Raw genomic sequence first — 23,035 nt, 5'->3', positions numbered from 1 at the left:
CTACGCGGGTCCTCCGAGCGCGGAGCGAGGATCTTCGCCAGCCCTTAGGAACAGGGACATTTCTGGGTGCGTCACCCGCGGACCTTGAGGTAGGATCGAAAGCCACGCTCTCGGGAAGCGACTTTCGACTCCTGCGCTGGCCGGAGGTCCCGCCCGGGCCTATGTCTGGTACGACGCCGTGGGGCCGTACATCGTTGGATCTTTGAGTCGACCCGTCCTTGTAAAACCAGGCGCACATCATCCACGCGGGCACCGGGGGTGGAGAACGGGCGGGCGCGCCGGGGGCCGGGTCGGCGGCCCGTCAGGTGAAAAGAGAAGAATGCTCCCAAAGCCCTGCAGGATCTGGAACCCAATTCTGTCTTTTTGCGTGCAGCCGATGAGGTAATCGAACGCGGCCCGTGGTTTGGTGTCAACGACCCACGGTGCCGCAGGCAAGTCGTCCGAGAGCGGGGCAAAGAAATCGTCCCAGTGGATCGGGATCACGTGTCTGGCTCCTACTCCGCGTACCCATCGCTCGTAGTAGGCATGCTTGAAGTTGGTATCGCGCTTTCCCAGTGTCCCGATGCCGAGAAAGACGACATCGGCTCTCAGACCCGTTGGCAGGCTATCCAGGAACGGACTCGGCTTTATTAGGATCGTGTGATTCCGGTGCTGGATGAGCAGGTCGAACGAGCCGCCCTCCCGGTACTGCGACACATGCGCCGGCTGCCGAAGCGGGTCAGTGATTTGGCCGAGAAAACTGACCGGCCAGCTTTGCGTGGAATGAGTGGAGCGGAAAGGCGTGACCCGGAACTCACCTACCGTTGCCGGCTCCCCCTCTACGAATACTTTGATTCTCCCAGGATCTACTCTCCCCCCCAAGCCCACCATTCTCGTAGACTCGGATCCGTACAGTAGCGCATGTCTGGTCCTGGCGATGTACGCTGCGTCGAGCGCGTGATCGTAGTGCGAATGCACCGTGAACAGGGCGTCAACGCGGCGCGCTCCCAGCCGGTTCAAGACAGTGTCAACAACCGCGGTGTTGGTCCTGAGGCCGCGGATGAGTACATGCCGCAGGGGTGGCCGGCTGATAAATCCGTCTATCAGGAGCTTCGTGCTGTCGTCCTCCAGGAGCAGGGTCGAGGTCCCAAGGAACGTGACCCTGATCGTTCCATTCCTGATAGGTCGTATATCGTTGATGAGATAATCTTTGTAATCCCCGATCGCGTGGGAGGGTCGCAGCACCAACGCGCATCCCGCGACGGCAACAGACGAGGCACCAAAGACAAGCCAGAGCAGGGGTCTTCGCATTATGAGGTTCTTGTCAAGGCGGGGAACGACTCGCGGTGGGATGAACCGACCGCGGTAAGGGGACTTCCGCTGTCCGGGACTTGGGCCCGTGATGCTCCCCCCGAACTGCACCGCGGGGAAAGAGCGGATGCAGATGCTGTAGGTCCAACTCCATTCCTTCCCGCAGCATCTCGTTGCGCAGTAGAGTAGAATGGGCCTACTCGACTAGCTGATAACCTGAGACTGAGGCGAACGTGTTGTCCGAGGCGGAGAGAAGCATTCCGCCCCGCGGATCGGGGCCGAGCGCTGCGCGCGCCGGGCGAGCACCCCGAGCACGCTCGCGCACGTTGCCGGAGGATTATTGCGAGTTGTCCACGAGCTGCGGCCGTGGCGTTGTCCACCGAAGAACGTAAACGGTGGGACGTGCACGACGCCTTCGGCCCCGATCGGTCCTTGGCTTGATAGAAGAGCCCTGCCGCCAAGGGATGGTGGTATTGTGCAGAACCCGGTGAGTGTCCCTCCGGTAGGCTGTGAGTGCTCAACCACAATCCGGGATCGAAGCGTGCGGATCCTTCTAATTAAATGCTCCCGCCAAGCAAATACAAGAAAAATCGTCACTCGTTGTTACCCGCTGCGAGCCAGCACCGTCCTACCGGCGGAGCGCACGCGAGATCTGCCGTAGTGGCTTCACACGCCGCTCCAGCTCGTCTCCGTGCTTCTCCGCCAGGTCCGTCACCCGCTTCCCACCCTTTCGGTGCCGAGCGCGCGTTCGGCCCGCTCATCCGCGCGCGGCGAATCGTGTGCGGGTCGATGTTCCGCGGCTCCGGTCCACTCTGCCCAGGGCGTCAACGCGTCGCGCGATCGGCGGTGACGGATCTGACGCGCGGCTCAGGACGGGACACGGACCTCGTGGACCGTCTCCGCCCGGTATCCACCCGCGCCGTCCGGGACCACGTGCCACCAGCGGACGATCACTTCCTCCATTTCAGGGCTGCTGCCAGCGACCTGCGATCGGGGAACGACGACGCTGGCGCCCGGAGCTAGCCGCGAGCAGTCTGGCCCCGTATCCGTGCAGGGTGCAAACGCCGCAAGCCACCCGGTGTTCCACACGGCGAAGGCGACGGGGCGATCGGTGCTGTTGATCAGGCGAATGCCGTCATCCGTCCGGCGTACCTGGACCTGAGATGCGGTCACCTCGGCGGTCGTCGCGAGGTCCCGGCCACATGCGGCCGATGCAAGGGAGAGGGTGAGCAGGGCCAGGGCGATCATGCGCATCGTTAGTCTCTCCGTATTGGTTCGTGTCCTGCGCGTGCCCTGTTCGGGCCGCACAGTTCAAAAACGACCCATCCCCGGTTTCGAGACATCATGTCGGGCGCCGGAAGCCAAGGCTGCAGAAGGGCGAGTTCATGCCCCGGCTATATCCAACGCTCGATAGCCGGAAAGAACGAGGATCTCGAACGATATGGGATGGGCTGCATCGATGGGGAGTTCATCGGACTCCGATGGCCCGCCCGCGGAGCCGTCGCTGCGAGATGACGTACGTGGCGCCGCCCGCATAGATGGGCTTGGGGCGGAGAATTCGGCCGAGCAGGCGCGCGTCTTCAGTGCGGTAGATTCGGAACCGGATGGTGTCGCCATCGGTGGAAACGTCGCGGCGGGCATACCAGTCCCATTCGGGCGGGTACGGCCCCACAGCCAACGAGTCGATCACCGCTTTCGTGACCGACTTCTCGAGCTCACTTCCGCGCTCGGCGAGGCGCTCGACCGGCACGGTGCCATGCGCTTCGGCGTGCATCAGATTCCGCTGTGCCACACTCACGACGACGACACAGGTCACCACCAGGAACATCCCGCCAAGTGCCTTGAGCAGCTTCGCCATTGGTCATGCTGTCAGCCGGATGTGGAACCGTCCGACTCCGCGCACAAGGTTGCGGTTCGTCTTCGCGCTTACCTGCTGCGGAGGCTGCAGCGAGAGCCCGAAATTGCCCAACCCGCCCCTCCAGCTCGTCCGCGTGCTTCTCCGCCAGGTCCGCCACCACCGCCTCCCACCCCTTCGGGGCCGAGCGCGCGTTCGGCCCGCTCATCGGCGCGCGGCGAATCGTGGCGGGTTCTTGCCGGCCGTCCTGCTGAGCGCGTCGCATTGTAGTGCACGTGCGCCTTCATCGCATCGCGACCAGTTGCGGCAAGGAGAACTTGCGTTCACGAAATCTTCATCGTACCCCGCACGGATCACGGCAGCAGCGGCCCCGGCCGCCAGTCCACCCCGTATACGTAGTCAAAGAACGGCAGGGGGATGATCATCCCGGTCTCCACGTGCACCAGGTGCACCGCGGAACGGCCGCTGGCGATCACCCACCGGCCATCCGGCGACCAGCGCGGCGAGAAGTAGTAGTACCCCTGCGTGGGCGCGATGCGGCGCAGCCCCGTGCCATCGGGCCGGATCACCATCAGCCCCCCCAACCGGAGAGCGTCGGGCAGTTCCGGGCGCACCTCGTTGAACGCGATCAGGTCGCCCGTGGGTGACCACGTGGGGGCGTGGCCCGCGGCCAGCACGGGCGAGTGCTGCTTCGTAACCAGGTCGAAGATGCGGATGTTCGCCCCCAGCCCGGATTCCTGGTAGTGAACGACCTTCGATCCGTCGGGTGAGGGAGACGGGTGGCCGGAGCCGCTCCCAGGCCCGAACCCCTCGAATCGCCCGCCATCGGCGCGGGCGCGCATCGGGCCGTAGTCCTGGTAGTAGATCCAGGTGCCGTCGCGGCTGTACTGTGGCCAGGCCCCCACCACGAGGCTGGCGAGCGGAGCCGGTGCCCCGGAAAGGCCCTGGGTCACCAGCCGCCCGGTGCTCCCGGTGTACACCACGGCGTCGCCCGACGGCGCCCACGCCGGATGCGTTCCGGGGCCGAGCACCCGGCGTCCCGTGCCGTCGAAGTTCATCAGTACGATTCCGTCCGGGGTGGCGGCTACCAGCGCGCCCTCGGGCGCTGCCGACACGCGAACGCTGTCGACGCCCTGGCCCGCGCGGGCCACGACGAACGACGTTCCGAACGCGCTGGAGGTGACCACGCCGGTAGCCGCGTTCACGGTGACTGCCCCCCCGGCGGCGGAGTACGCCACCGGCGCCGCGATGGGATGTCCCATGCGGTCCATCACCGAGGTGCGCAGCGCCACCTGGCGCCCGGCGAAGAACACCGTATCGCGCGGCGCAAGCCGCACGCGGGCGGGAGCACCGGGCCGAACCGCGTAGTGCGCGGTACCGGCGTAGACGGTGCCGTCTACCCGGACCGTGATGGCCGCGGGTCCGGCTTGCGTGGCCATCCGCACCCGCGCGGCCGCCCGTCCCTCGGCGTCGGTCACGACCCGCTGCGCGAGGCCGAAACCGCCCGCGGGAACGAGCCCGATCGTCATCGGTTCGCGGGGGTACGAGGCGGAGCCGGGGACCGCGGAAAAGACGACCTCCCGGCCCACCATGGCCACTCCCAACGAGTCGCGCACTTCCACCACCAGCGGTGCCAGCAGGATGGCGCCGATCGTGTCCTCGACTGCGTCGCCCGAAGCGATGTGCGCACCCGGGGTGCCGGTTACCCACACCGTTGCGCTTCCCGAAACCGCACCCGCCGCCGCCGTAACCGTCGTCACTCCGTACTTCCTGGCCGTCACCACTCCCTCCGCCGAAACACTGGCGATGGTGCTGTCGGCGCTCGTCCAGGTGAGCGGGGCCTTCCGTACCGGGCCGCGCCTGCCCAGGGCGGTCGCCTCCAGCCGCTGCGCGGTGTTGATCCGCACGTAGGCGGTGTCGGGGGCAACCCGCACGCTCTCGACGGAGTCAGCCCCCGATGGGTTTTCGCAACCGCTCAGGGCCACGGAGGCGAGGGCACAGGCGACGGCGAGTACGGGACGCAATGCTCGGATCATGGAACGGACTACCGGGACAGGTGGCGGTGAGTGGATGGAAGCGTAATGGGAACATGCCCGGTCGGCAACGCCGGACTCGACCTCGGGGGGATCGATCGCGGGGATCAGCGTATCGCGTGCGCGCGCACGGGAGAGTGCGGGCGGCAGTCCGGGGGTGCCTCATGCCGCCGCGAGGAGCTGGTCGCGCCACCTCCACTCCAGTCCCGCCAGCCCTCCGACGAAAACCGCCTCTCCCACCAGGTGCCCAATGCCGAACGCGGTCGCCGACCCGGCGAAAACCGTAACCAGGCACAGGCACACGATCGCCCAGGAGAGATTCGCGAATACCAGCACGTTGATCAATGACCGCGGCCGTCTCGCCCGCACGGCGAGGCTGAAGGAGAACGATGCGTAGAGCAGGTTCATCGCGCCGTTCGCCAGCAGGAGTTCTCGCGGCAACGCGTGCAGGCTGCTGAGCCACCCACTGAACAACAGCACCAGCACTCCGGCGAGCGCGCCTGCGATGCAGTCGATCCACAGCAGATTTTTCACAACCGGCCTCGAGCGCACAAAGGTGTTCGGCGCCTCACGGCGATGCGCGACTACGTAGCTCAGCGGCCAAGACTCGCAGCCGTTCTACATGCCGCTCCAGCTCGTCCGCGTGCTCTCCGCCAGGTCCGCCACCACCGCCTCCCACTCCTCCGGTGCCGAGCGCGCGTTCGGCCCGCTCATCCGCCGCGCCGAACTGCGACACCGAAACGGTCTTTCAGACGTGCTCGATATGAGCACGAAGTGGCGCGATTCCGAGTTGGTCCGCGCGCCTGCCAAGCCCGATCCCCACGCGGCCCTGGCGCGCCTTTTGCGCCCAAACAAAAGCCCCTGTTGAGGGCAGTGTCCGCTCGCGTCGAAGAGAGGCCCCGCACGACTCGCGCCCATCCAGCGGCCCAACGCAGGCCGACCGGGGGAACATTCTCGCGCCGTGACGCGGCCCTTTCGGAAGGCTCTCGTTTGCGAATCGTTCGTCTGCGTCCCACCGGGGCAGGCATGAGGGCCGGTGCTGCCGGTCGCCATCTTCCGCGCCTCGCGCAGGTCACCGCCGTCCTCGTCCTGTCCACGCTGCTCCAGGCCTGCGGCGCGGTTCAGAGCCGCACCCATGGGCACACGGGGCATGAGTCCGCCGCCGGCCGATGTGTGGTTCAGGAAATTTCTCGCGAGCGGTTGCTGGATGCGGAGGGCCGGCAACTCTACATCTACCCGGAAGTGATGAGCCGTTCCAGCCGGGGCGAAATGCTCCTGGCGGGCAGCTACAATCTCATTCAGAACGTCGAGGGAAAGTGGCAGCCGTTCGCGAAGGACAGCGTTTTCGGAGCCGTGCTCCCACCGTCCGGGGGCGCCCGGGTAGTCATCTCTCCCATTCCTCTGCACCTGACCGAAGGCATCAGGGCGGTTGCCCGACCCGACGGAACATGGGTGGTGGTATTCGCCGAGGTCGCTCCTCAGGACACGCTTCGCGACAGCACGGTGGCCTTGTGGCACGGCGTTCTGGATGGGCAGCGGTGGACGGTGCTCGAGCGGCTGCCGTTCCCCACACCGGACGAGGGCACACCGGTCTACGCGAGGAGCGGCTCGAGACTGATCGCCACGGGCGAGGGCCTCGCGTGGGCACTGCCGCACAGGGCGGCGAACGGCACCGGCGCCTTCATCGTGTACGAGAAGATCGGCGGGCGCTGGGCTTACGAGATCATACACAGCGGCTACGCCACGCCGGACCTGGCGTACTCCGACGACCTGGGGCTCGTGGTGGCGTCGCACCAGGCGGATCGGCGCCTGCGCGAGGACGGCAGTTCCATCGTCCTCTGGGTGCGCCAGCCCACCTGGCGCATCCTGCACAGGGCCGTGTCCAGCAGCCGCTCCGAGGTACGGCGTGCCTGGTTCGACGACTCGCCGGCGGGCCCCGTCCTCACGTGGAGGGCCGAGGTCCGCGGACCGGAGGGTTCTTCACGCTTCGAAGCACACGTGATGCATGGAAGCATTCAGAAGGGCGACGGGCCCATCGTCGTTCTGGATCCGGCCGTTCACCCGTTCAGCAAGGTATGGTTTCTTCCGCTCTCGCACGGCGTGAATCTCTGGATCTCCGAGCACGCGCCGCCCGGCGGGCCCGGGCGCGACATCCGGTTCGCTCGGGATTCCGCGGGCACCACGGTGCTGCTGGGCAGCATTCCTTCACCGTACGAGGCGTTTTTTGGGGCCGCCCAGACTGGCCCGTCCGAGATTCTGATCTCGGGCCTTGCGATGGACCGCGAGCGGACCACCCTGTTCTCGCTTTTGATCCGTGTACGGGTGGAGTGTCCTCGGACCTCGTCCTGGATGGATCTGCTGCATCCCTCCCGATCCGCGTTCCGTCCAGGGCTCCCGTTGCCGACCATCTCGGAAATCGTCCGCGACCCACCGGGGCAGGCATGAGGGCGAGTGCTGGCAGCCACCTTCCGCGCCTCGCGCAGGCCACCGCCGTCGTCATCCTGGCCACGCTGCTCCAGGCCTGCGGCGCGGTTCACTCGGCACCCCCGAGCGCGCTTCAGGGCCGCACCGATGGGCACACGGGGCATGGGTCCGCCGCCGGCCGCTGTGTGGTTCACGAAGTAGCTCGCGAGCGGTTGATGGATACGGAGGGCCGGCAGCTCTACATCTACCCGGAAATGATGAGCCGTTCCAGCCGGGGCGAAATGCTCCTGGCGGGCAGCTACAACCTCATGCTTCGGCAGAGCGCCGAGGGAAAGTGGCAGCAACTCGCGAAGGACAGCGTTTTCGGAGCCGTGCTCCCACCGTCCGGGCCCGCCCGAGTAGTCACCTCTCCCATTCCTCTGCACCTGACCGAAGGCATCAGGGCGGTTGCCCGTCCCGATGGAACATGGGCGGTGGTATTCGCCGAAGTCGCTCCGCGGGATACGCTCCGCGACAGCACGGTGGCCTTGTGGCACGGCGTTCTGGATGGGCAGCGGTGGACGGTGCTCGAGCGGCTGCCGTTTCCCGCGCCGGACGAGGGCACACCGATCAGGGCGAGGGGCGGCTCGAGACTGATCGCCACGGACAAGGGCATCGCGTGGGCACTGCCGCACAGGGCCGCGAACGGCACCGGCGCCTTCATCGTGTACGAGAAGATCGACGGGCACTGGACGTATGAGATCGTACGCAGCGGCTACGCCGTGCCGGACCTGGCGTACTCCGACGACCTGGGGCTCGTGGTGGCGTCGCAGCAGGCGGATCTGCGCCTGCGCCAGGACGGCAGCTCCATCCTCCTCTGGGTGCGCCAGCCCACGTGGCGCATCCTGCACAGGGCCGTGTCCAGCAGCCGCTCCGAGGTGCGGCGTGCCTGGTTCGACGACTCGCCGGCCGGACCCGTCCTCACGTGGTGGGCCGAGGTCCCCGGACCGGAGGGTTCTTCACGCTCCGAAGCGCACGTGATGCATGGAAGCATTCAGAAGGGTGACGGTCCCATCGTCGTTCTGGATCCGGCCCTTCACCCGTTCACGAAGGTGTGGTTCCTTCCGCTCTCGCAGGGCGTGAATCTCTGGGTTTCCGAGCACGCGCCGCCGGGCTCGCCCGGGCGCGACATCCGGTTCGCTCGGGATTCAGCCGGCACCGCGGTGCTGCTGGGGAGCATTCCTTCACCGTACGACGCGTCGTTCGCGGCGGGCCAGACTGGCCCGTCCGAGATTCTGATCTCGGGACCCGCGATGGACCGCGAGCGAACCACCCTGTTCTCACTTTTGATCCACGTACGGGTGGAGTGTCCTCGGACCCCATCCTGAATGGATCTGCTGCATCGTGACGCGCAGGGTGCACCACCACAATCCCACCAGGAGCCCGGGATGAAACACCGTTGGAGACGAATCATGGTTGCGGTGTGTACCGCAACCGCCGCGGTTGGATGCGCGGACATAACGCAGCCGGGCAGGATTCCGGCACCGTCGACGGGACCAAATCATCAGGCCACGATCATCACGGATGACGGCCAGGAACTCCCGTATTTTGAGAATGAATCCCAAGTTCCCGACAATTACACGCCGTACGTAAAGAGCGTCCGAGCCCGGGTGCAGTGGAACAACAAAATCGCCGAGGGTTACGGCAGTAGCGAATGGTATGGCAATCGCGGTGTGATGAAGCTCACGCTCGGCATCTTGCATGGCACCAGTCATGTAGCAAGCCCTTCAGAAGAATTCCCTCAGGCGACTATCTTCCCACAAGCACAGATCAAAGGCCAGCCGTTTCAATACACCGTCGGATCGAGCTGCGACCATACCGCTAATTTTGACGTACTCCAATCTGCACGGACGACGTATTGGGCTGGTGCCTGGGGTACCATCAACCAGACCGCCAGCCCCGGCTTCGCGCAAGCGGCCGCTACTCAGCCCTCCTGTCCGAAAGAGGAGGACGAGGATTCGCCCCCGCCGGGTGAGGAGGGTGGCTCCGGTCCAAGCGATGGCGGCAGTGGGTCTGGTGGCGATGGTTCCGCGGCTTCAAGCGGGGGCAGCTGGTGCCAGACGACGACGTACAGAGTAGAGGTGTGGAACGGCAGCTACTGGGAATTCGAGGGATACGAGTATGAGACGACGTGCTATTCCAACTGAATTGTCCCCTCATGGAAAAGAGGCTCTCATGAAGTTGTCCCAGCTGTTTCGCAGCGCCGCGTTTGCCGCGGCGCTCCTGGTCGGAGGTTTCGGCGTCTGCGAGGATCTCCGGGCCCAGGCTCCCCCCGGGGCTGCTGCCAGGATTGAGCGCAGCGTGCCGGCTACCATCGTGCTGGTGTCCAACATGGGCTACGGCGGTGCGAACGCCGTCCTCCTGCGGCGTCCCGGCAGCACGGCCGCGGACGTGATCCTGCTGCGAGCCGAGAACGCGACTCCCGAAGTTCTTTCCGAGGCGGTGGTAGGTCTCCTTACGATCCGCAAGGCGCGGGGTGACGAACCGACGGGCGACCCGCAGGTGCTTAGATTGACGGCCACGGAACCCGTACGGAACCTGGCCTGGGCCGCTACCGTGCTGCGCAGGCTCGCGGCGGTGGAGCCGCGGGAGGTGCAGGGGGTCGGTAGGCACCGCGCACTGGAGATCCTCCTTCCCGCCCAGCAGACGCGCGACTGAGCTCCGGCCGGCAGGCGGATACATCCGACCGCGCGCACAGAGGCCCCGCCCAATCCGGGCAGGGCCTCTTTCGCATGACGTTGGTGATTGGCCGCCTTCGCCCGGCGATCGCAGCACGATGCATCTGCACGCAAACGCGCGCCGAGCGCTACCTGTCCTCCGTCCGGAGTTCCACAGTGAGCCGGCGCAGCATCAGGACGCGCCGTTCCAGCTCGTCCGCATGCTTCTCCGCCAGGTCCGCCACCACCGCCTCCCACCCCTTCGGCGCCGAGCGCGCGTTCGGCCCGCTCATCCGCGCGCGGCGAATCGTGTGCGGGTCCTTCCCGAGCCGCTCGGCCATGTCCGCCGCGGTCACGGGCTGCGTGCCCCAGAGCACGTCTGTCGCCTCTTTGAAGTCCATCGCCGGACTGGTACGTGGTTATTGACAAATCCCCCGTGCGGTACTAGGTTATTTCCACGCAGGGCGAAAAGAAGGCTGGCCGCTCTCCCGCCAAGAAGAACCGACCAGCCTCACACGAACGACCCGAAGGCCGCCCACCGACAACGGTAGCCCTGCCGGGCGGCACGGGTCAAGAGGATTGGAGCCACTATGGTTGTGGAGCACACGGTCCCGCCGAGGTCCACGCTGGAGCAGCAGGCCGGCTACTCGATCCAGAAGCAGGACAAAAGCCGATTCTGGGAGGTCCGGGATGCGGCGGGTGAGTTGGTTTGCCTAACCGTCTACAGGCGGGGGGCGCGGGAGGTGGTCCGCAGGCTCTCTCGCTGAACGAACGGCAGTCGCAACTCCAGAGTTGCGGCTGCCGAGCCCCGTCACGCAGTTGGCGCGCTCTCGCATCTAAGCGTGCGGTCGCGCGGCCAGTTTAGCTTCCGCCCAACCTGCTATTCGTCGGCTGAGTTGGCGTTTACCGAAGCAGACCCGGGTTGACGGTGAGCTGGGTTGGGCACGCACCGGAGAATTTCCGTAGTATGTTACTTTTCACGAAACTCCTACAGTCGCACGGGCCGCGCTGTGCCACCACGCTGGTTGTGTGGTTCCCGCTGGCACCCGACTATGGGAATCGTCTGGTTCGTCAAGCTTCCAAACAGTCGTGCTTACATCTGAGCACAACCTAAACCTTCCACCACCATGTCGAGCAATAGACTGTCCTGTCGCTCATCTGTGTCCACCGTCGCTTCTCCCACATGGATTGGCCGTTGGTAGTTTTCAGGTCGTCCCTGAGTCTTGCGTAGACATCACCGGTGATCCAGAGAGGCGTGTCCGACGACAATGAGCATAGTTTTGCCGCATGGTTTGCGGCTTTCCCAACCCACACGAGATCATTAGCGCCACGGACACCCTCACGAGCCACAAACAAAGAACTTGTGTCAATCCCGATCGTGTGACGCAGTTCGTAAGTGGCTTTAGGATATTGCGCTGTTAGCGCGGGCATAATGATATGGAGCCGCGCATAATTGATTTGGAAGGCTGCCCACGCTGCCGAAGAATTCTTACGCTCTCCCAAGAAAACCGCCATGATGCGATCACCATCGTAGGCGGTGATCTCCCCTCCCCGTTCCTTAATGATTTTCGCGGCGCAGTGCAGATATGTCTTGTAAACTTCTGCCGCAAACTGCGGCTCATAGGAATCAACCAACCCGGTTGAATCCGACAAATCCGCGTAAAGCACAGTTGCTTCGAGTTGCACCGCGTCATTGCCAAGAGCGAGCCGCTCGGGAATGGGCACGGTGGTACCATTTCGCACGCTCCATTGAGACTTGAACGTCTGCGCTACGGTTGAGGCAAGATCTTCGTGAAGCGGCATCGTGATCAACGGGGTCCGAGTGACAGGATTGCCCGCCTGATTTCCTCGCAGGCCGGGGCAATCCGAGCGGATAGTGTATCCGAACCGCCCGGTTTGTAGGTAATTGGTGTAATCCCAACAAGATCAGACGGAAGCTTCAGATCAGCACCGCGCTCGATCAGCATAAACGTCCTACCACGGCCCAAGGCTCCGGCGAATAAGCCGAGTTCGAAGATCACGTTGTCGCGAGGACCAGCACGGCGACGGCCACGACTCGAGATCGTATCGTCCGGAGACAGGACTACGACGGCAAAGTCGGTTTGAACCAATTGCGCCTCAAGTGAGTCCAAGGCTGTTTGGGACGCCCCAAACACCGCATTTGTCCAGGTTGTTACGATGACTGGGTCATGGTCCAGTTCTACCTGCACGGCCCGCGCAATGGGAAGAGCCTCCACGGAGCATCCAATAAACAGACCGGAGGGCCCTCTCCGTGGCCGAACGTATTGATCTCTCTCGCGCAGCCGTTCAGCGAGCGTAGTCGCCACCGCATGCCATACTCTCGGGTTCGCATCCGCGACGTGCAGGAACTGCACGTCACTTAGCTCCAAGGCAACAGTCGGCTCAACCGCAATTACCGATGCAGACCGCGGTGCCGCGGGATCGATCGCAGCCATCTCACCCACGTGCTCGCCTGCCCGCCGGAGGGCGACCTCGCGTCCGCGAACCCGTATGGACCCCGCGCCCGTGAGGAGAAAGAACACGGAGTTGTCGTCACCATCCTCGGAGACGACATGGGCCCCAGCGGCAAAGAAGCGTAGCGTACCCGTCCGGGCGAACTGCTCAGCGATGGCAGTGTCACTGTGCACGAGTCGCTGACGGCGGAGGGCATCCACCAGACGGGCAAAACCCGCAGGACCTTCAAAACGAGATAGCATTCCACTCGGTGCGGAGGCGAGTATGTTAGTTGTGCCTATCCCACTCTGACGCAACCATATAGCCGTTTAACGAACGTCTCGAAATAACGCCCTTTCGAACCGGCGCCCAGGAAACTTTGGTAAACAGAGCGCGAAACGCCCGAATACCAGTACTCGCGCCCCGCTCTGAATCTCACTCCCAACACCCCGCGGTGCTCATCGTACCCAATCGCCGCGATGTTCGACGAGGTCACGGCAACGTAGTTCATCAGACACCCTCCACATCACAGTTTCTGCAATGGGCCCGCGGCTCAGCATAACCACGGGCCTCCATCATCATCCCCCTCACCCGCACTCGGAATACCCGCAGGCGTGGCACTTCTTGCAGCGTTCGGCGCACTCCATCTGCCTGCTGCAGTCGTGGCAGGTGCCGATGAAGGTCTCGGCTCGGCCACGTGGTTCATCAGCGACAGCTGCCGCGGCTCCAGCGTCTCGCTTGGCGTTGCCGCGCTCAGTCCGGCGGTTCGGGATCGCCCGCGAGCGCCGCGCGCATCCGGCGGAGGCGCTTGAGGCGCATCGGATTGGCGCGGGGGCCGCCGTCCTCCTCCAGCTCCCAGGCGATCTCTTTGTCGAGGCGCTTGACGGCGCGAGCTCGGTCGCGGGCGGGGACGTCGGCCGGCGGCAGCAGCGTCAGCAGCTCGGCATGGACCGCCCTCAGCTGGCCGCGCGCCGAACGCCGCATCAGCGGGCAAGCCTCGGCGATCGCCTTCCTGGCGGCCTGGAGATGCCCGGCACGGTCCTGCTTCGTCGCAAGGACGAGATGCGCCTCCGCCCGGCTCAACAGGTCGGCCGCCGGATAGCCGGAGGTTGCGCTTCTCCTCGGATCGTTCAAGTCGATCTCGATGGCGCTATCGAACGCATCGAACGCGTTCCGGACGGCGGGCACGTGCCGCTCGTCGAGCCGCCCGAGCTCGACCCGCGTCTGGCCCAGCGAGCGCCAGGCTCCGCCCGGGTCGTAATCGTAGTCCGACGGTCCGGCCACGATGGCGTGGTTCCAGGCTTCGGCCGCCCGCTCGAGCAGGTCCACCCGGCCGAGCCGCTCGCCGGCATATTGCAGCCGGTTGGCGTAGAACCGGATGTCGCCGGGCCATCGGGACGTCTTTTCGATCCGAAAGCGCGCGTGGATCTCACGATAGGCAGAGAGGATCTCGTCCACCTTTTCATGATCCCCGTCCTGGACCGCCGGATAGAACGGCGGCACCAGCGCCGCCAGTGCCTCGGTGACCTCCCGCCCCCAATTCGGCCGCCCTGCGATCTGGCGCCTGGCGTAATCCAGCACGTCTTCGCCGGGCCGCTGGAGGCCGGTCAGGTCCCACAGCCGAAGGACGGCGCCGACCACGACCTCCCGGGGCGATGGCCGCGATCGCCGCAACGCCGCGGCGCGGCGCTGGTGCAGCCGCTTGTTGCTTGCCACGATCGCCGCCTGCCGAGCCCGGATCTGGCGCGGGGTAAGCGCAACGACGGTGGGCGCCTCCTTCAGCCAGCTCTCCGCCCGGGGGTAAAACCGCTTCGGATCCTCCGACTTGTAAAAGGCGTCGTCGAGATCGTTGATCACATCCGGGATGTCGCCGAACCCATAGCCCTCCATGGTCTTCCGCTTCAGGGCCGGATCGGCGTCGAGAGCGTCCCTGAACCGCCGGAAGATGGCGTGAAGCTCGCTCATGCCCAGCCTTTCGAGCCCCGCCTCAACCGCGTCCAGCACCTCCGGCCTCATCCCGGTATTGCCAGCGTACTGGCCGTGCCCGCCGTTTCTGACCTCCGAAATGTAGGTGCTCGTATCGAAGATCAGCCACGCATCGGGCTGAACCTCCTCCCTGATCAGCCACGCCTCGCCCATGCACCAGCTGCAAAAGCCGACTACCGCGAAGAGCATGGTGTCGGGGTGTCGGGAACGGAGCTCCGCCGGGGTGACCCAGATCTCGGGCGCCAGGAGGCCCTGGAAAGGTTCGTTTTTGCGAAAAAGCGCCACGTCAGTCCTGCTTGTAAAATTGGCCCGGGCTGGCCTTCGCCAGCCCGGGCCAGCCGCTATCCCGCGATCACCCGCACTCCGAGTAGCCGCAGGCGTGGCACTTCTTGCAGCCTTCGGCGAACTCCAGCTGGCTGCTGCAGTCGGGGCAGGTGCCCATGAAGGTCTCGGCCTCGGACGCGTAGTTCATCAGCGACAGCTGCGGCTGCTCCAGCGTCTCGGGAAGCGTCACCACCTCCGTGGCCCCGCCCACCACCTCGGGAATCAACTCCTGCTGGATCCCCGCCTTTTCGCGCTGGTGAAGCCCCAGCGCCTGGGCGATGGCATCGGGCACCGAGAGCACCTTGTTCTCGCCGAAGCCCACCGCGCGGTCGGAGCTGATGCCGCGGAGCTGGCTGTACACGTCCGTCACGGGGATGCCGAAGCGCAGCGCCAGCGAGATCAGCCGGCCGATGGCCTCCACGTCGGCCATGGCGACCGAGCCCGCCTTGCCCAGCGTGGCGAACACCTCGAACTCGTGCCCCTCGCGGTCCTCGTTGATGGTGACGAACACGTCGCCCAGCGGCGAGTTCATCTTGCGCGTGGTGCCCTTGAGCACGTTGGGCCGCTTGCGCTTGTGCCGGCGCGCCTGGGTGGCCACCTGCTCGGCCTGGCTCAGCTCGCCGCGCAGGCGCGCCATCTCGCGCTCCAGCTTGGCGATGCGCTCGGCCTGCTCCGCCGCCTTCGCGCCGATCTCGGCCGCCTTGGCCACTTCCTCGGCCTGCTGCGCCGGCGTCTTCGTGGCGCCCGTCGACAGCACCTGCCCGTCGCGGGAGCCGTCGCGGTACACCGTCACGCCCTTGGTGCCCAGCGCGAACGCCAGCTCGTAGATCTTGCGGACGTCCTCGACCGTGGCCTCGTTGGGGAAGTTGGTCGTCTTGCTGATGGCGCTGTCGCAGTGCTCCTGGAAGGCCGCCTGCATCCGCACGTGCCACTCGGGGGTGATGTCGTGCGCGGTGGAGAACGCGCGCTGCACCGACTCGGGCACCTCGGCGAAGTGGATGTGCCCCTCGCGGGCGATGCGCTCCATCAGCTCGGCGCTGTACCAGCCGCCGTCCTTGGCCGCCTTGACGAAATCCTCGTTGACGTCGGGCATCAGCGAGCCGGCCTGGTTGCGCATGAAGGCCACGGCGAACAGCGGCTCGATGCCCGACGAGCAGCCGGCGAAGATGGAGATGGTGCCCGTGGGCGCCACCGTCGTCACGTTGCAGTTGCGCAGCTTGCGCACGGGGCGGATGCGCTCGCCGTTGGGCGCGCGCGCGGCCGTCTCGTCCGGCCCCCAGATGCTCTTTTCCCACTCGGGGAAGGCGCCGCGCTTTTCGGCCAGCGTCTCAGACGCCTTCTTGCTCTCCTCGTCCAGGAACTCCATCACCCGCCGGCCCACTTCCACGCCGTCGGGGCTGTTGTAGGGGATGCCCAGGCGCACCAGCAGGTCGGCGAAGCCCATGACGCCCAGCCCGATGCGGCGGATGCGGTTGGCCAGGTCGGTGATTTCGGGCAGCGGGTACTGGTTGGCGTCGATGACGTTGTCCAGGAAGTGCGTGGCCAGGCGCGTCACCCGGCGATACTCCTTCCAGTCGATGCGCTCGTACCAGTCGGCGGTGGCGGGCACGTCGTCGCGCACGAAGGCGCCCACGTTCACCGAGCCCAGGTTGCACACGTCGTACGGCAGCAGGGGCTGCTCGCCGCAGGGGTTGGTGGCCTCGTACGCGCCCAGGTGCGGCACCGGGTTGTAGAAGTTCGCCCGGTCGATGAAGAACACCCCCGGCTCGCCGGTGCGCCACGCATTCTGGACGATCTTGTCGAAGATCTGCCGCGCGTCCTTCTTGCCGGCGAGCTCGCCCGTGCGCGGGTTCACCAGGTCGTACTCCTCGCCCTTGTCCACCGCGCGCATGAAGGCGTCGGTGATGGCGACGGAGATGTTGAAGTTGGTGATCTTGGTGATGTCCTGCTTGCAGTCGATGAACTCTTCGACGTTGGGATGGTCCACGCGCAGGATGCCCATGTTGGCGCCGCGGCGCGTGCCGCCCTGCTTCACCACCTCGGTGGACGCATCGTACAGCGACATGAAGCTGATGGGCCCGCTGGCCACGCCCGTGGTGCTGCGGACGATGTCGCCCGTGGGGCGGATGCGGCTGAACGAGAAGCCGGTGCCGCCGCCGGACTGGTGCACCATGGCCATGGAGCGCAGGGTGTCGTACACGCCGCTCTGGCCGTTGCTGAGCGAATCGTCCACGGGCAGCACGAAGCAGGCGCTCAGCTGGCCGAGCGGGCGGCCGGCGTTCATGAGCGTGGGCGAGTTGGGCTCGAACAGGCGGCGCGTCATCAGCAGGTAGAACTCGCGGGCGAGCGCGTTCACCTGCTCGGTGCCGGCGCCGTAGCGGGCGTCGGCGCTGGCGATGGTGTGCGCCACGCGCCAGAACATCTCCTCCGGCTCCTCGACGGGCTTGCCGTTGTCGTCCTTGCGCAGGTAGCGCTTGGCCAGGACGATGCGCGCGTTGTCGGACAGGTCGGCGAGGGGCAGGTCGATGCCCGGGGCGGTGGGGGCGGCGGAGGGAGGGGTCATTCGTGGCACTCCTGGGCTGCGTTGGCGGTGGTCGATGGCGGCGAACACGAGCTACTTCAAGGGCTTTGGACGTGACTCCGGACGGGCCGGTCACCAGACCCGTGCGACACCACATCTAGCGTGTGTCAGAGGATACACCCCTACATCTAGTGGGTCAAGGGGTTTGTTTGCGCTGGCAAAGTGTGTACCGCGGGCGTCAGCGGCAGGTGTTTGGGGCGATGATCAAGGCGGGGTGCGGGCGATCGCGGAAGGGCTGGACGAACAGGTTTACGATGCGGACGGGGTTCCCCCTCCCCCGGCCCCTCCCCCGGCAAACTGCGCCGGGAGAGGGGGGCAACTTCGAGCCGGGTTCGACAGGGTGCCTCGCATGCGGCGGCGGGCCCCTCCCCCGGCCCCTCCCCCGGCAAACTGCGCCAGGAGAGGGGAGCAACTTCGAGCCGGGGTTCGACAGGGTGCCTCGCATGCCGCGGGAGCCCCCTCTCCCCGGCCCTCTCCCCCGCTTCGCAGGGGAGAGGGAGAATTCGAGCGCGCTTTGGCTGGCCCCCCGCACTCGACTGGCTCCCTTCCCCCGCGCAGTTTGCGGGGGAAGGGCTGGGGATGGGGGGCGGCCGCGGACGCGCCGGGCCCCGCCTCCGCGCACCCAAGCCCCGAAGTGTACCCCCTCTCCCACGCTGTTTGTGGGAGAGGGTGGACGCGTGTCGGCGCGGCCGGGGGAGGGCAGTCCGCGAAGGCGGACTTTGGGCCCTCGTTGCCGCGACTTCAGTCGCCCCAGCAGGGCCGGGGGCGCCCACGGAGAGACGCGGAAGATACCCCATTCGGAGGCCCCCGTCAGTCCCCCGCGTGAAAGGGGCCAGACCGGCAACGCCGTCCTGGCCCCCATCCAACGAGTGGCCTGACGCCCCGGAGAGCGCCAGGCCCGGTTCGCGACGCTCCCGTCAGGGCATGTCGTCGGCCGGGTGGTGGTTCTTGTCCTCGGCCGGACGCTTTTCGTACATGCTCTCGTCGTCGATGTAGTCGGCGCCGGCGGTGGGCGGAACGACGTCCTGGCCGTGCGCGTTGGCCGGCAGCGCGGGCACCGGCGTCGGCGACTGCATGGAACCCTGCACCTGCGCGCCCCGATCGTTCTCCGTCACGTGGGGCGGGTGCACCTGCGAGTGGGCTGCGCCGCCGATCTCCTTGCGCGGGCCTGGGCCGGCCGTCCGCTCCGTGGTCATGCGCCGACTCCCTCGTCGCGCGGGTCGGTGTTGCCGCGCGCCTCGCGCTCCTTGCCCTCTTCCGCCACGTCGCTGTCCTCGCCCACGGGGCGGCCGGCGCGCGCGTGCACCGAGGGCGCCGGGTGCGCCGGGTTGAACGGAATGCCCGACGAGGCGGCCTGCTGCGCCATCGCGTGCTTGTCGGCCGCGGTGGTCTCGTCCTGCGCCCCCTGGCCGTGGCCCACCTGGGGCAGGGTCTTGTAGTCGGTCGCGCCCGCTTCGCGCGGGTCGATGTTGTGCTGGTCGGGTCGCTTGCCTGCCATGGCGTCTCTCCTCGGGTCGGGTTGAGCCTGCCCTGCCTTTCACGTTCCATGCCGGACGGGCGCCCACGGACGGCCTTTCGCACCGGCGGGTATCTCCGCAGATTGGCTGGACGTTCGTTCCAGCGCCGCCCCGTTTCCGGGGCGGCCCGGCGTGCCCCGTGCCCCGAAGTGCCCGATGAAACCCACTCTCCTCCGGCGGCCCCTCGCGCTGGCCGCCGCCGTGGCCGCCTTCGCGGCGCCCGCGGCCGCGCAGGACGGCTACCTAATGCCGCCCGCCCCCATCCCGGCCATCATCGATGCGCAGCCTACGCCCGCGGTGCTAGTGGGGCGCGACCGGCAGACGCTGGCGCTGCTGGGCCGCGAAGGGCTGCCCAGCATCGCCACCATGGCCGAGCCGGAGCTGCGGTTGGGCGGCTTCCGCATCAGCCCGCGCACCAACGGCATCAGCGCCACCCGCGCGTCGTACAGCACCGGCATCACCTTTCAGGACCTGGCGACGGGACGCTCGCGCGCCGTGCAGCTTCCGGCGGGGGCGCGCGTTTCCTATCCCCAGTGGTCGCCGGATGGGCGGTCGCTGGCGTTCGTGAACGTGGTGGGCAACGGGCTTGAGCTGTGGGTGGCCGAGGTGGCCACCGGCCAGGCGCGCCGGCTGATGGGCGCCGAGCTGAACGCCACCATCGGCTCGCCCTTCCGCTGGCTTCCCGACAACTCGGGGCTGATCGTGGCGCGCGTGGTGCCCACCCGCGGCGAGCCGCCGCGCGCGTCCGAGGTGCCCGGCGCGCCCATCGTGCAGGAGAACGCCGGGCGCACGGCGCCGGTGCGCACCTACCAGGACCTGCTGCAGAACCCATCCGACGAGCGGCTGTTCGAGTACTACTTCACCGCGCAGCTCAGCCGCGTTCCGGTGGCGGGCGGCGCCCCGGCCGACGTGGGGCAGCCGGGGATCTTCTTCGGCTTCGGCCCCTCGCCCGACGGACGATTCCTGCTGGTGCGCCGCGTGAAGCGCCCCTTCAGCTACATCGTACCCGCGTCCAACTTTCCCACGGAGACGGCGGTGTGGGACATGTCGGGGCGCCAGGTGAAGCTGGTGGCCGACATCCCGCTGACCGACGACCTGCCCTCCTCGTTCGACGCGGTGCCCGTGGGCCCGCGCAGCGTGGAGTGGCGGTCCGACGCGCCGGCCACGCTGGTGTGGGCCGAGGCGCAGGACGGGGGCGATCCGCGGCGGCAGGCGGCGGTGCGCGACCGGGTGTTCGCGCTCGATGCGCCGTTCACGGCCCAGCCCACGCGCATCATGGACCTGGAGCACCGCTTCGCCGGCATCTGGTGGGGGCGGCCGGACCTGGCCATCGCCACCTCGCGCTGGTGGAACACGCGGTGGGAGCGCCGCTACGCCATCAACCCCTCGGCCCCGGCCACCGCGCCGCGCCTTCTCGTAGACCGCGGCTACCAGGACCGCTACGGCGATCCCGGCTCGCCCCTGTTCACGGTGACCCCCAGCGGGCACACGGTGATGCAGTTCACGGCCGACGGGCGCGGCATCTTCCTTACGTCGGCGGGCGCCTCGGAGCGCGGCGACTACCCGTTCCTGGACGTGATGGACGTGGGGACGGGGCAGAGCCGGCGGCTGTGGCGGGCGGCGGACCCGTACTTCGAGTCCGTCGTCGCCGTGCTGCGGCCGGATGGAAGCCAGGTGCTCACCCGGCGCGAAAGCCTGACGGAGCCGCCCAACTACTTCGTGCGCACGCTGCCGAACGGGCGCGCGCGGGCGGTGACCAACTTTCCGGATCCCGCGCCGCAGCTGGCCGGCATCCAGCGGCAGCTGGTCACCTACACCCGCGCCGACGGGGTAAAGCTGAGCGGCACGCTGTACCTGCCGCCCGGCTACGACGCGCGGCGCGACGGCCGGCTGCCCCTGCTGATGTGGGCGTACCCCGCGGAGTTCCGCGACGCGGCGTCGGCGGGGCAGGTGCAGGACTCGCCCAACCGCTTTTCGCGCCCGGGGGGCATCAGCCACCTCTTCGTGCTGCTGGCCGGGTACGCGGTGCTCGACAACCCGTCCATGCCCATCGTGGGCGAGGGCCAGGCCGAGCCCAACGACACGTACCTGGAGCAGCTGGTGGCCAGCGCGCAGGCGGCGGTGGACAAGGTGGTGGAGCTGGGCGTGGCCGACCGCGAGCGCATCGCCATCGGCGGGCACTCGTACGGGGCCTTCATGACGGCCAACCTGCTGGCGCACAGCGACCTGTTCCGCGCCGGCATCGCGCGGTCGGGCGCCTACAACCGCACGCTGACGCCCTTCGGATTCCAGGCGGAGCAGCGCACGTACTGGGAGGCTACGGACACGTACACGCGGATGAGCCCGTTCACCTACGCCAACAAGGTGAACGAGCCCATCCTGCTGATCCACGGCGCCAACGACGACAACAGCGGCACCTTTCCCATCCAGAGCGAGCGCTTCTACGCCGCGCTCAAGGGGCACGGCGCCACGGTTCGCTACGTGGTGCTGCCGCTGGAGGCGCACGGCTACCGCGCCCGCGAAAGCACGCTGCACACCATCGCCGAGACCATCAACTGGCTGGACCGGTACGTGAAGCGCGCCGAGCCGCGGGGGGCGACGGCGACGCCGGCCTCGCGGTGAGGGGCAGCGAGTGCGTGAGTGCGTGAGTGCGTGAGTGCGTGAGTGCGTGAGTGCGTGAGGGGATGCGATGGCGGCGGACTGGTTCGGTCCGCCGCCATCGTTTTTCCTGGCGTTTCGACCCGCTTCGGCGCATGCCTCGGGAGGCCCCTCCCCCGGCCCCTCCCCGCATGCTGCGCATGCGGAGAGGGGAGAATTCGATTGCGCTTCGGCTGGCCCTGCGCGCACGACTTCGCATGCAGTCCGCGAAGGCGGACTTCGGGCCGTCGTTGCCGCGACTTCAGTCGCCCCAGGAGGAGCCGGCGCGTCCGCGGCCGCCCCCCTCTCCCAACCTCTCCCCCGTAAACTGCACGGGGGAGAGGAGCTAATTCCGTGTGAGCCGTGGCAGTCGAGCCCTCACCCGGATGGTACCGGCCGGATGGCACCGGACTGGCTCCCTTCCCCCGCGGGGTTTGCGGGGGAAGGGCTGGGGATGGGGGGCGCCCGCCAGAGCACCGGGGCTCGCCTCGACGCGCCTCATCCCCGCGGGCCGGTGCGGTGCACTTGGGCCCCAGGATGACAGGTTCGCCGCTACTTCAGTGGCTCCGGCCCCCGCCACGTCACAATTGGGCGCGCTGAACCGTTGTTTCCGCGCCTTCCCGTCGGCGAGCGTCCCGTTCACCGTTCATCGAGAGGTTTCCCGTGATCGAGCGCATTTTCATCCTGTGCCTTGGCGCCGCGGCCATGGTGGCTCCCGCGGTGGCGGCCCAGCAGCCCTTTCCCGTGTCGGTGGACGCCAGCCTGAGCGTGCGGACGGGCAGCGGCGGCTCCTACGTGAACCGTGGCGGGGCGGCCGCCGACCTGGTGGTGGGGGTGAACCTGGGCCGGTCCGGCACGGGAACCCTCGTGGGCGCGGTAACCGCCGGGGCGCAGTCGTCCATGGGCGGCGACCTGATGTGCGTGATGGACCGCGAAGGCGGATGCTTCGACACCTTCCCGGTGCTGCTTTCCGTGGGTGCCCTCGCAGGCGTCTCACGATCCTGGTCGTCGGGAGCCACCACCCGCGTGCTGGCGGGGCCGGAGTACTTTCGCGGGGAAAACGAGGGCGGCGCGCTGGGGCTGCAGGGACGGCTGGACGCGTCGACGCCCCTCATCCTGCACACGGCACTGGTCCTTTCGCTGCGCGGCGCGGTGATCCCCCGCTTTCGGGGCGACATGCTGGGCACCACCTCCATCGGGCTGGGGCTGCGGATCCAGTAGCGCAGCCCGGCGCGCGG

Annotated in this window: 19 protein-coding genes; 6 read left to right on the top strand and 13 right to left on the bottom strand. The window is 67.3% G+C overall.

Annotation, left to right across the window (positions count from 1 at the left end; genetic code table 11):
* Positions 1-237 precede the first annotated feature (237 nt).
* The 5 genes from VF632_RS19015 to VF632_RS18995 form a co-directional block, all read right to left on the bottom strand.
* Positions 238-1,290: an MBL fold metallo-hydrolase gene (locus VF632_RS19015; protein WP_331024514.1), complete on the bottom strand. Its 1,053-nt coding sequence runs from the start codon at positions 1,288-1,290 to the stop codon at positions 238-240.
* An 867-nt stretch (positions 1,291-2,157) separates the two neighbouring features.
* On the bottom strand, positions 2,158-2,544 hold the full coding sequence (locus tag VF632_RS19010) for a hypothetical protein (RefSeq protein ID WP_331024513.1): 387 nt from the start codon (positions 2,542-2,544) through the stop codon (positions 2,158-2,160).
* Positions 2,545-2,758: 214 nt separating this feature from the next.
* On the bottom strand, positions 2,759-3,148 hold the full coding sequence (locus VF632_RS19005; RefSeq protein WP_331024512.1) for a hypothetical protein: 390 nt from the start codon (positions 3,146-3,148) through the stop codon (positions 2,759-2,761).
* 350 nt (positions 3,149-3,498) lie between these two features.
* Complete coding sequence (locus VF632_RS19000) at positions 3,499-5,079, bottom strand: Ig-like domain-containing protein (RefSeq protein WP_331024511.1); 1,581 nt, start codon at positions 5,077-5,079, stop codon at positions 3,499-3,501.
* Positions 5,080-5,340: 261 nt separating this feature from the next.
* Positions 5,341-5,712 (bottom strand): hypothetical protein, encoded by a 372-nt coding sequence (locus VF632_RS18995; RefSeq protein ID WP_331024510.1) that lies wholly within the window; start codon positions 5,710-5,712, stop codon positions 5,341-5,343.
* 456 nt (positions 5,713-6,168) lie between these two features.
* Here VF632_RS18995 and VF632_RS18990 point away from each other — a divergent pair, with 456 nt between their 5' ends.
* The 4 genes from VF632_RS18990 to VF632_RS18975 all read left to right on the top strand — a co-directional run bounded on the left by VF632_RS18990 (position 6,169) and on the right by VF632_RS18975 (position 10,299).
* Positions 6,169-7,623, top strand: coding sequence for a hypothetical protein (locus VF632_RS18990; RefSeq protein WP_331024509.1), 1,455 nt, complete (start codon positions 6,169-6,171; stop codon positions 7,621-7,623).
* Positions 7,620-8,969: a hypothetical protein gene (locus VF632_RS18985; protein WP_331024508.1), complete on the top strand. Its 1,350-nt coding sequence runs from the start codon at positions 7,620-7,622 to the stop codon at positions 8,967-8,969. The genes VF632_RS18990 and VF632_RS18985 overlap by 4 nt, the downstream gene beginning before the upstream one ends.
* Positions 8,970-9,788 (top strand): hypothetical protein, encoded by an 819-nt coding sequence (locus VF632_RS18980; protein ID WP_331024507.1) that lies wholly within the window; start codon positions 8,970-8,972, stop codon positions 9,786-9,788. It begins immediately after the preceding gene.
* Between the two features lie 154 nt (positions 9,789-9,942).
* Positions 9,943-10,299 (top strand): hypothetical protein, encoded by a 357-nt coding sequence (locus VF632_RS18975; protein ID WP_331024506.1) that lies wholly within the window; start codon positions 9,943-9,945, stop codon positions 10,297-10,299.
* 148 nt (positions 10,300-10,447) lie between these two features.
* On the opposite strand, the gene VF632_RS18970 is transcribed toward VF632_RS18975, so the two are convergent.
* The 8 genes from VF632_RS18970 to VF632_RS18945 form a co-directional block, all read right to left on the bottom strand.
* Positions 10,448-10,699 (bottom strand): hypothetical protein, encoded by a 252-nt coding sequence (locus VF632_RS18970; RefSeq protein WP_331024505.1) that lies wholly within the window; start codon positions 10,697-10,699, stop codon positions 10,448-10,450.
* Between the two features lie 709 nt (positions 10,700-11,408).
* The gene (locus VF632_RS18965) at positions 11,409-12,101 is read right to left on the bottom strand and encodes an adenylate/guanylate cyclase domain-containing protein (protein ID WP_331024546.1); all 693 of its coding nucleotides are present in this window, start codon (positions 12,099-12,101) and stop codon (positions 11,409-11,411) included.
* A 5-nt stretch (positions 12,102-12,106) separates the two neighbouring features.
* The gene (locus VF632_RS28290; protein WP_414682906.1) at positions 12,107-13,015 is read right to left on the bottom strand and encodes a TIR domain-containing protein; all 909 of its coding nucleotides are present in this window, start codon (positions 13,013-13,015) and stop codon (positions 12,107-12,109) included.
* A 35-nt stretch (positions 13,016-13,050) separates the two neighbouring features.
* Complete coding sequence (locus VF632_RS28105; RefSeq protein WP_349264015.1) at positions 13,051-13,263, bottom strand: KTSC domain-containing protein; 213 nt, start codon at positions 13,261-13,263, stop codon at positions 13,051-13,053.
* Positions 13,264-13,505: 242 nt separating this feature from the next.
* Entirely contained in the window at positions 13,506-15,023 is a 1,518-nt protein-coding gene (locus tag VF632_RS18960) for a DMP19 family protein (protein WP_331024504.1), read from the bottom strand.
* A gap of 67 nt (positions 15,024-15,090) precedes the next feature.
* Positions 15,091-17,625, bottom strand: coding sequence for a vitamin B12-dependent ribonucleotide reductase (locus tag VF632_RS18955; protein ID WP_331024503.1), 2,535 nt, complete (start codon positions 17,623-17,625; stop codon positions 15,091-15,093).
* Between the two features lie 935 nt (positions 17,626-18,560).
* Positions 18,561-18,839: a hypothetical protein gene (locus VF632_RS18950; RefSeq protein WP_331024502.1), complete on the bottom strand. Its 279-nt coding sequence runs from the start codon at positions 18,837-18,839 to the stop codon at positions 18,561-18,563.
* A complete protein-coding gene (locus tag VF632_RS18945; protein WP_331024501.1) occupies positions 18,836-19,141 on the bottom strand; it encodes a hypothetical protein in 306 nt (101 codons plus the stop codon). Before VF632_RS18945 ends, VF632_RS18950 begins: the two co-directional genes overlap by 4 nt.
* A 175-nt stretch (positions 19,142-19,316) precedes the next feature.
* On the opposite strand from VF632_RS18945, the gene VF632_RS18940 reads away from it, so the two are divergent.
* Both VF632_RS18940 and VF632_RS18935 read left to right on the top strand, forming a co-directional pair.
* Positions 19,317-21,782, top strand: a complete 2,466-nt coding sequence (locus VF632_RS18940; protein WP_331024500.1) for a S9 family peptidase — start codon at positions 19,317-19,319, stop codon at positions 21,780-21,782.
* A 678-nt stretch (positions 21,783-22,460) separates the two neighbouring features.
* On the top strand, positions 22,461-23,018 hold the full coding sequence (locus tag VF632_RS18935) for a hypothetical protein (protein ID WP_331024499.1): 558 nt from the start codon (positions 22,461-22,463) through the stop codon (positions 23,016-23,018).
* Positions 23,019-23,035: the final 17 nt, after the last annotated feature.

Source organism: Longimicrobium sp. (assembly GCF_036388275.1).
Classification (GTDB): Bacteria; Gemmatimonadota; Gemmatimonadetes; order Longimicrobiales; family Longimicrobiaceae; genus Longimicrobium.
Note: the sequence above shows the minus strand (reverse complement) of the source record. Positions and strands in the feature narration are given on the sequence as shown.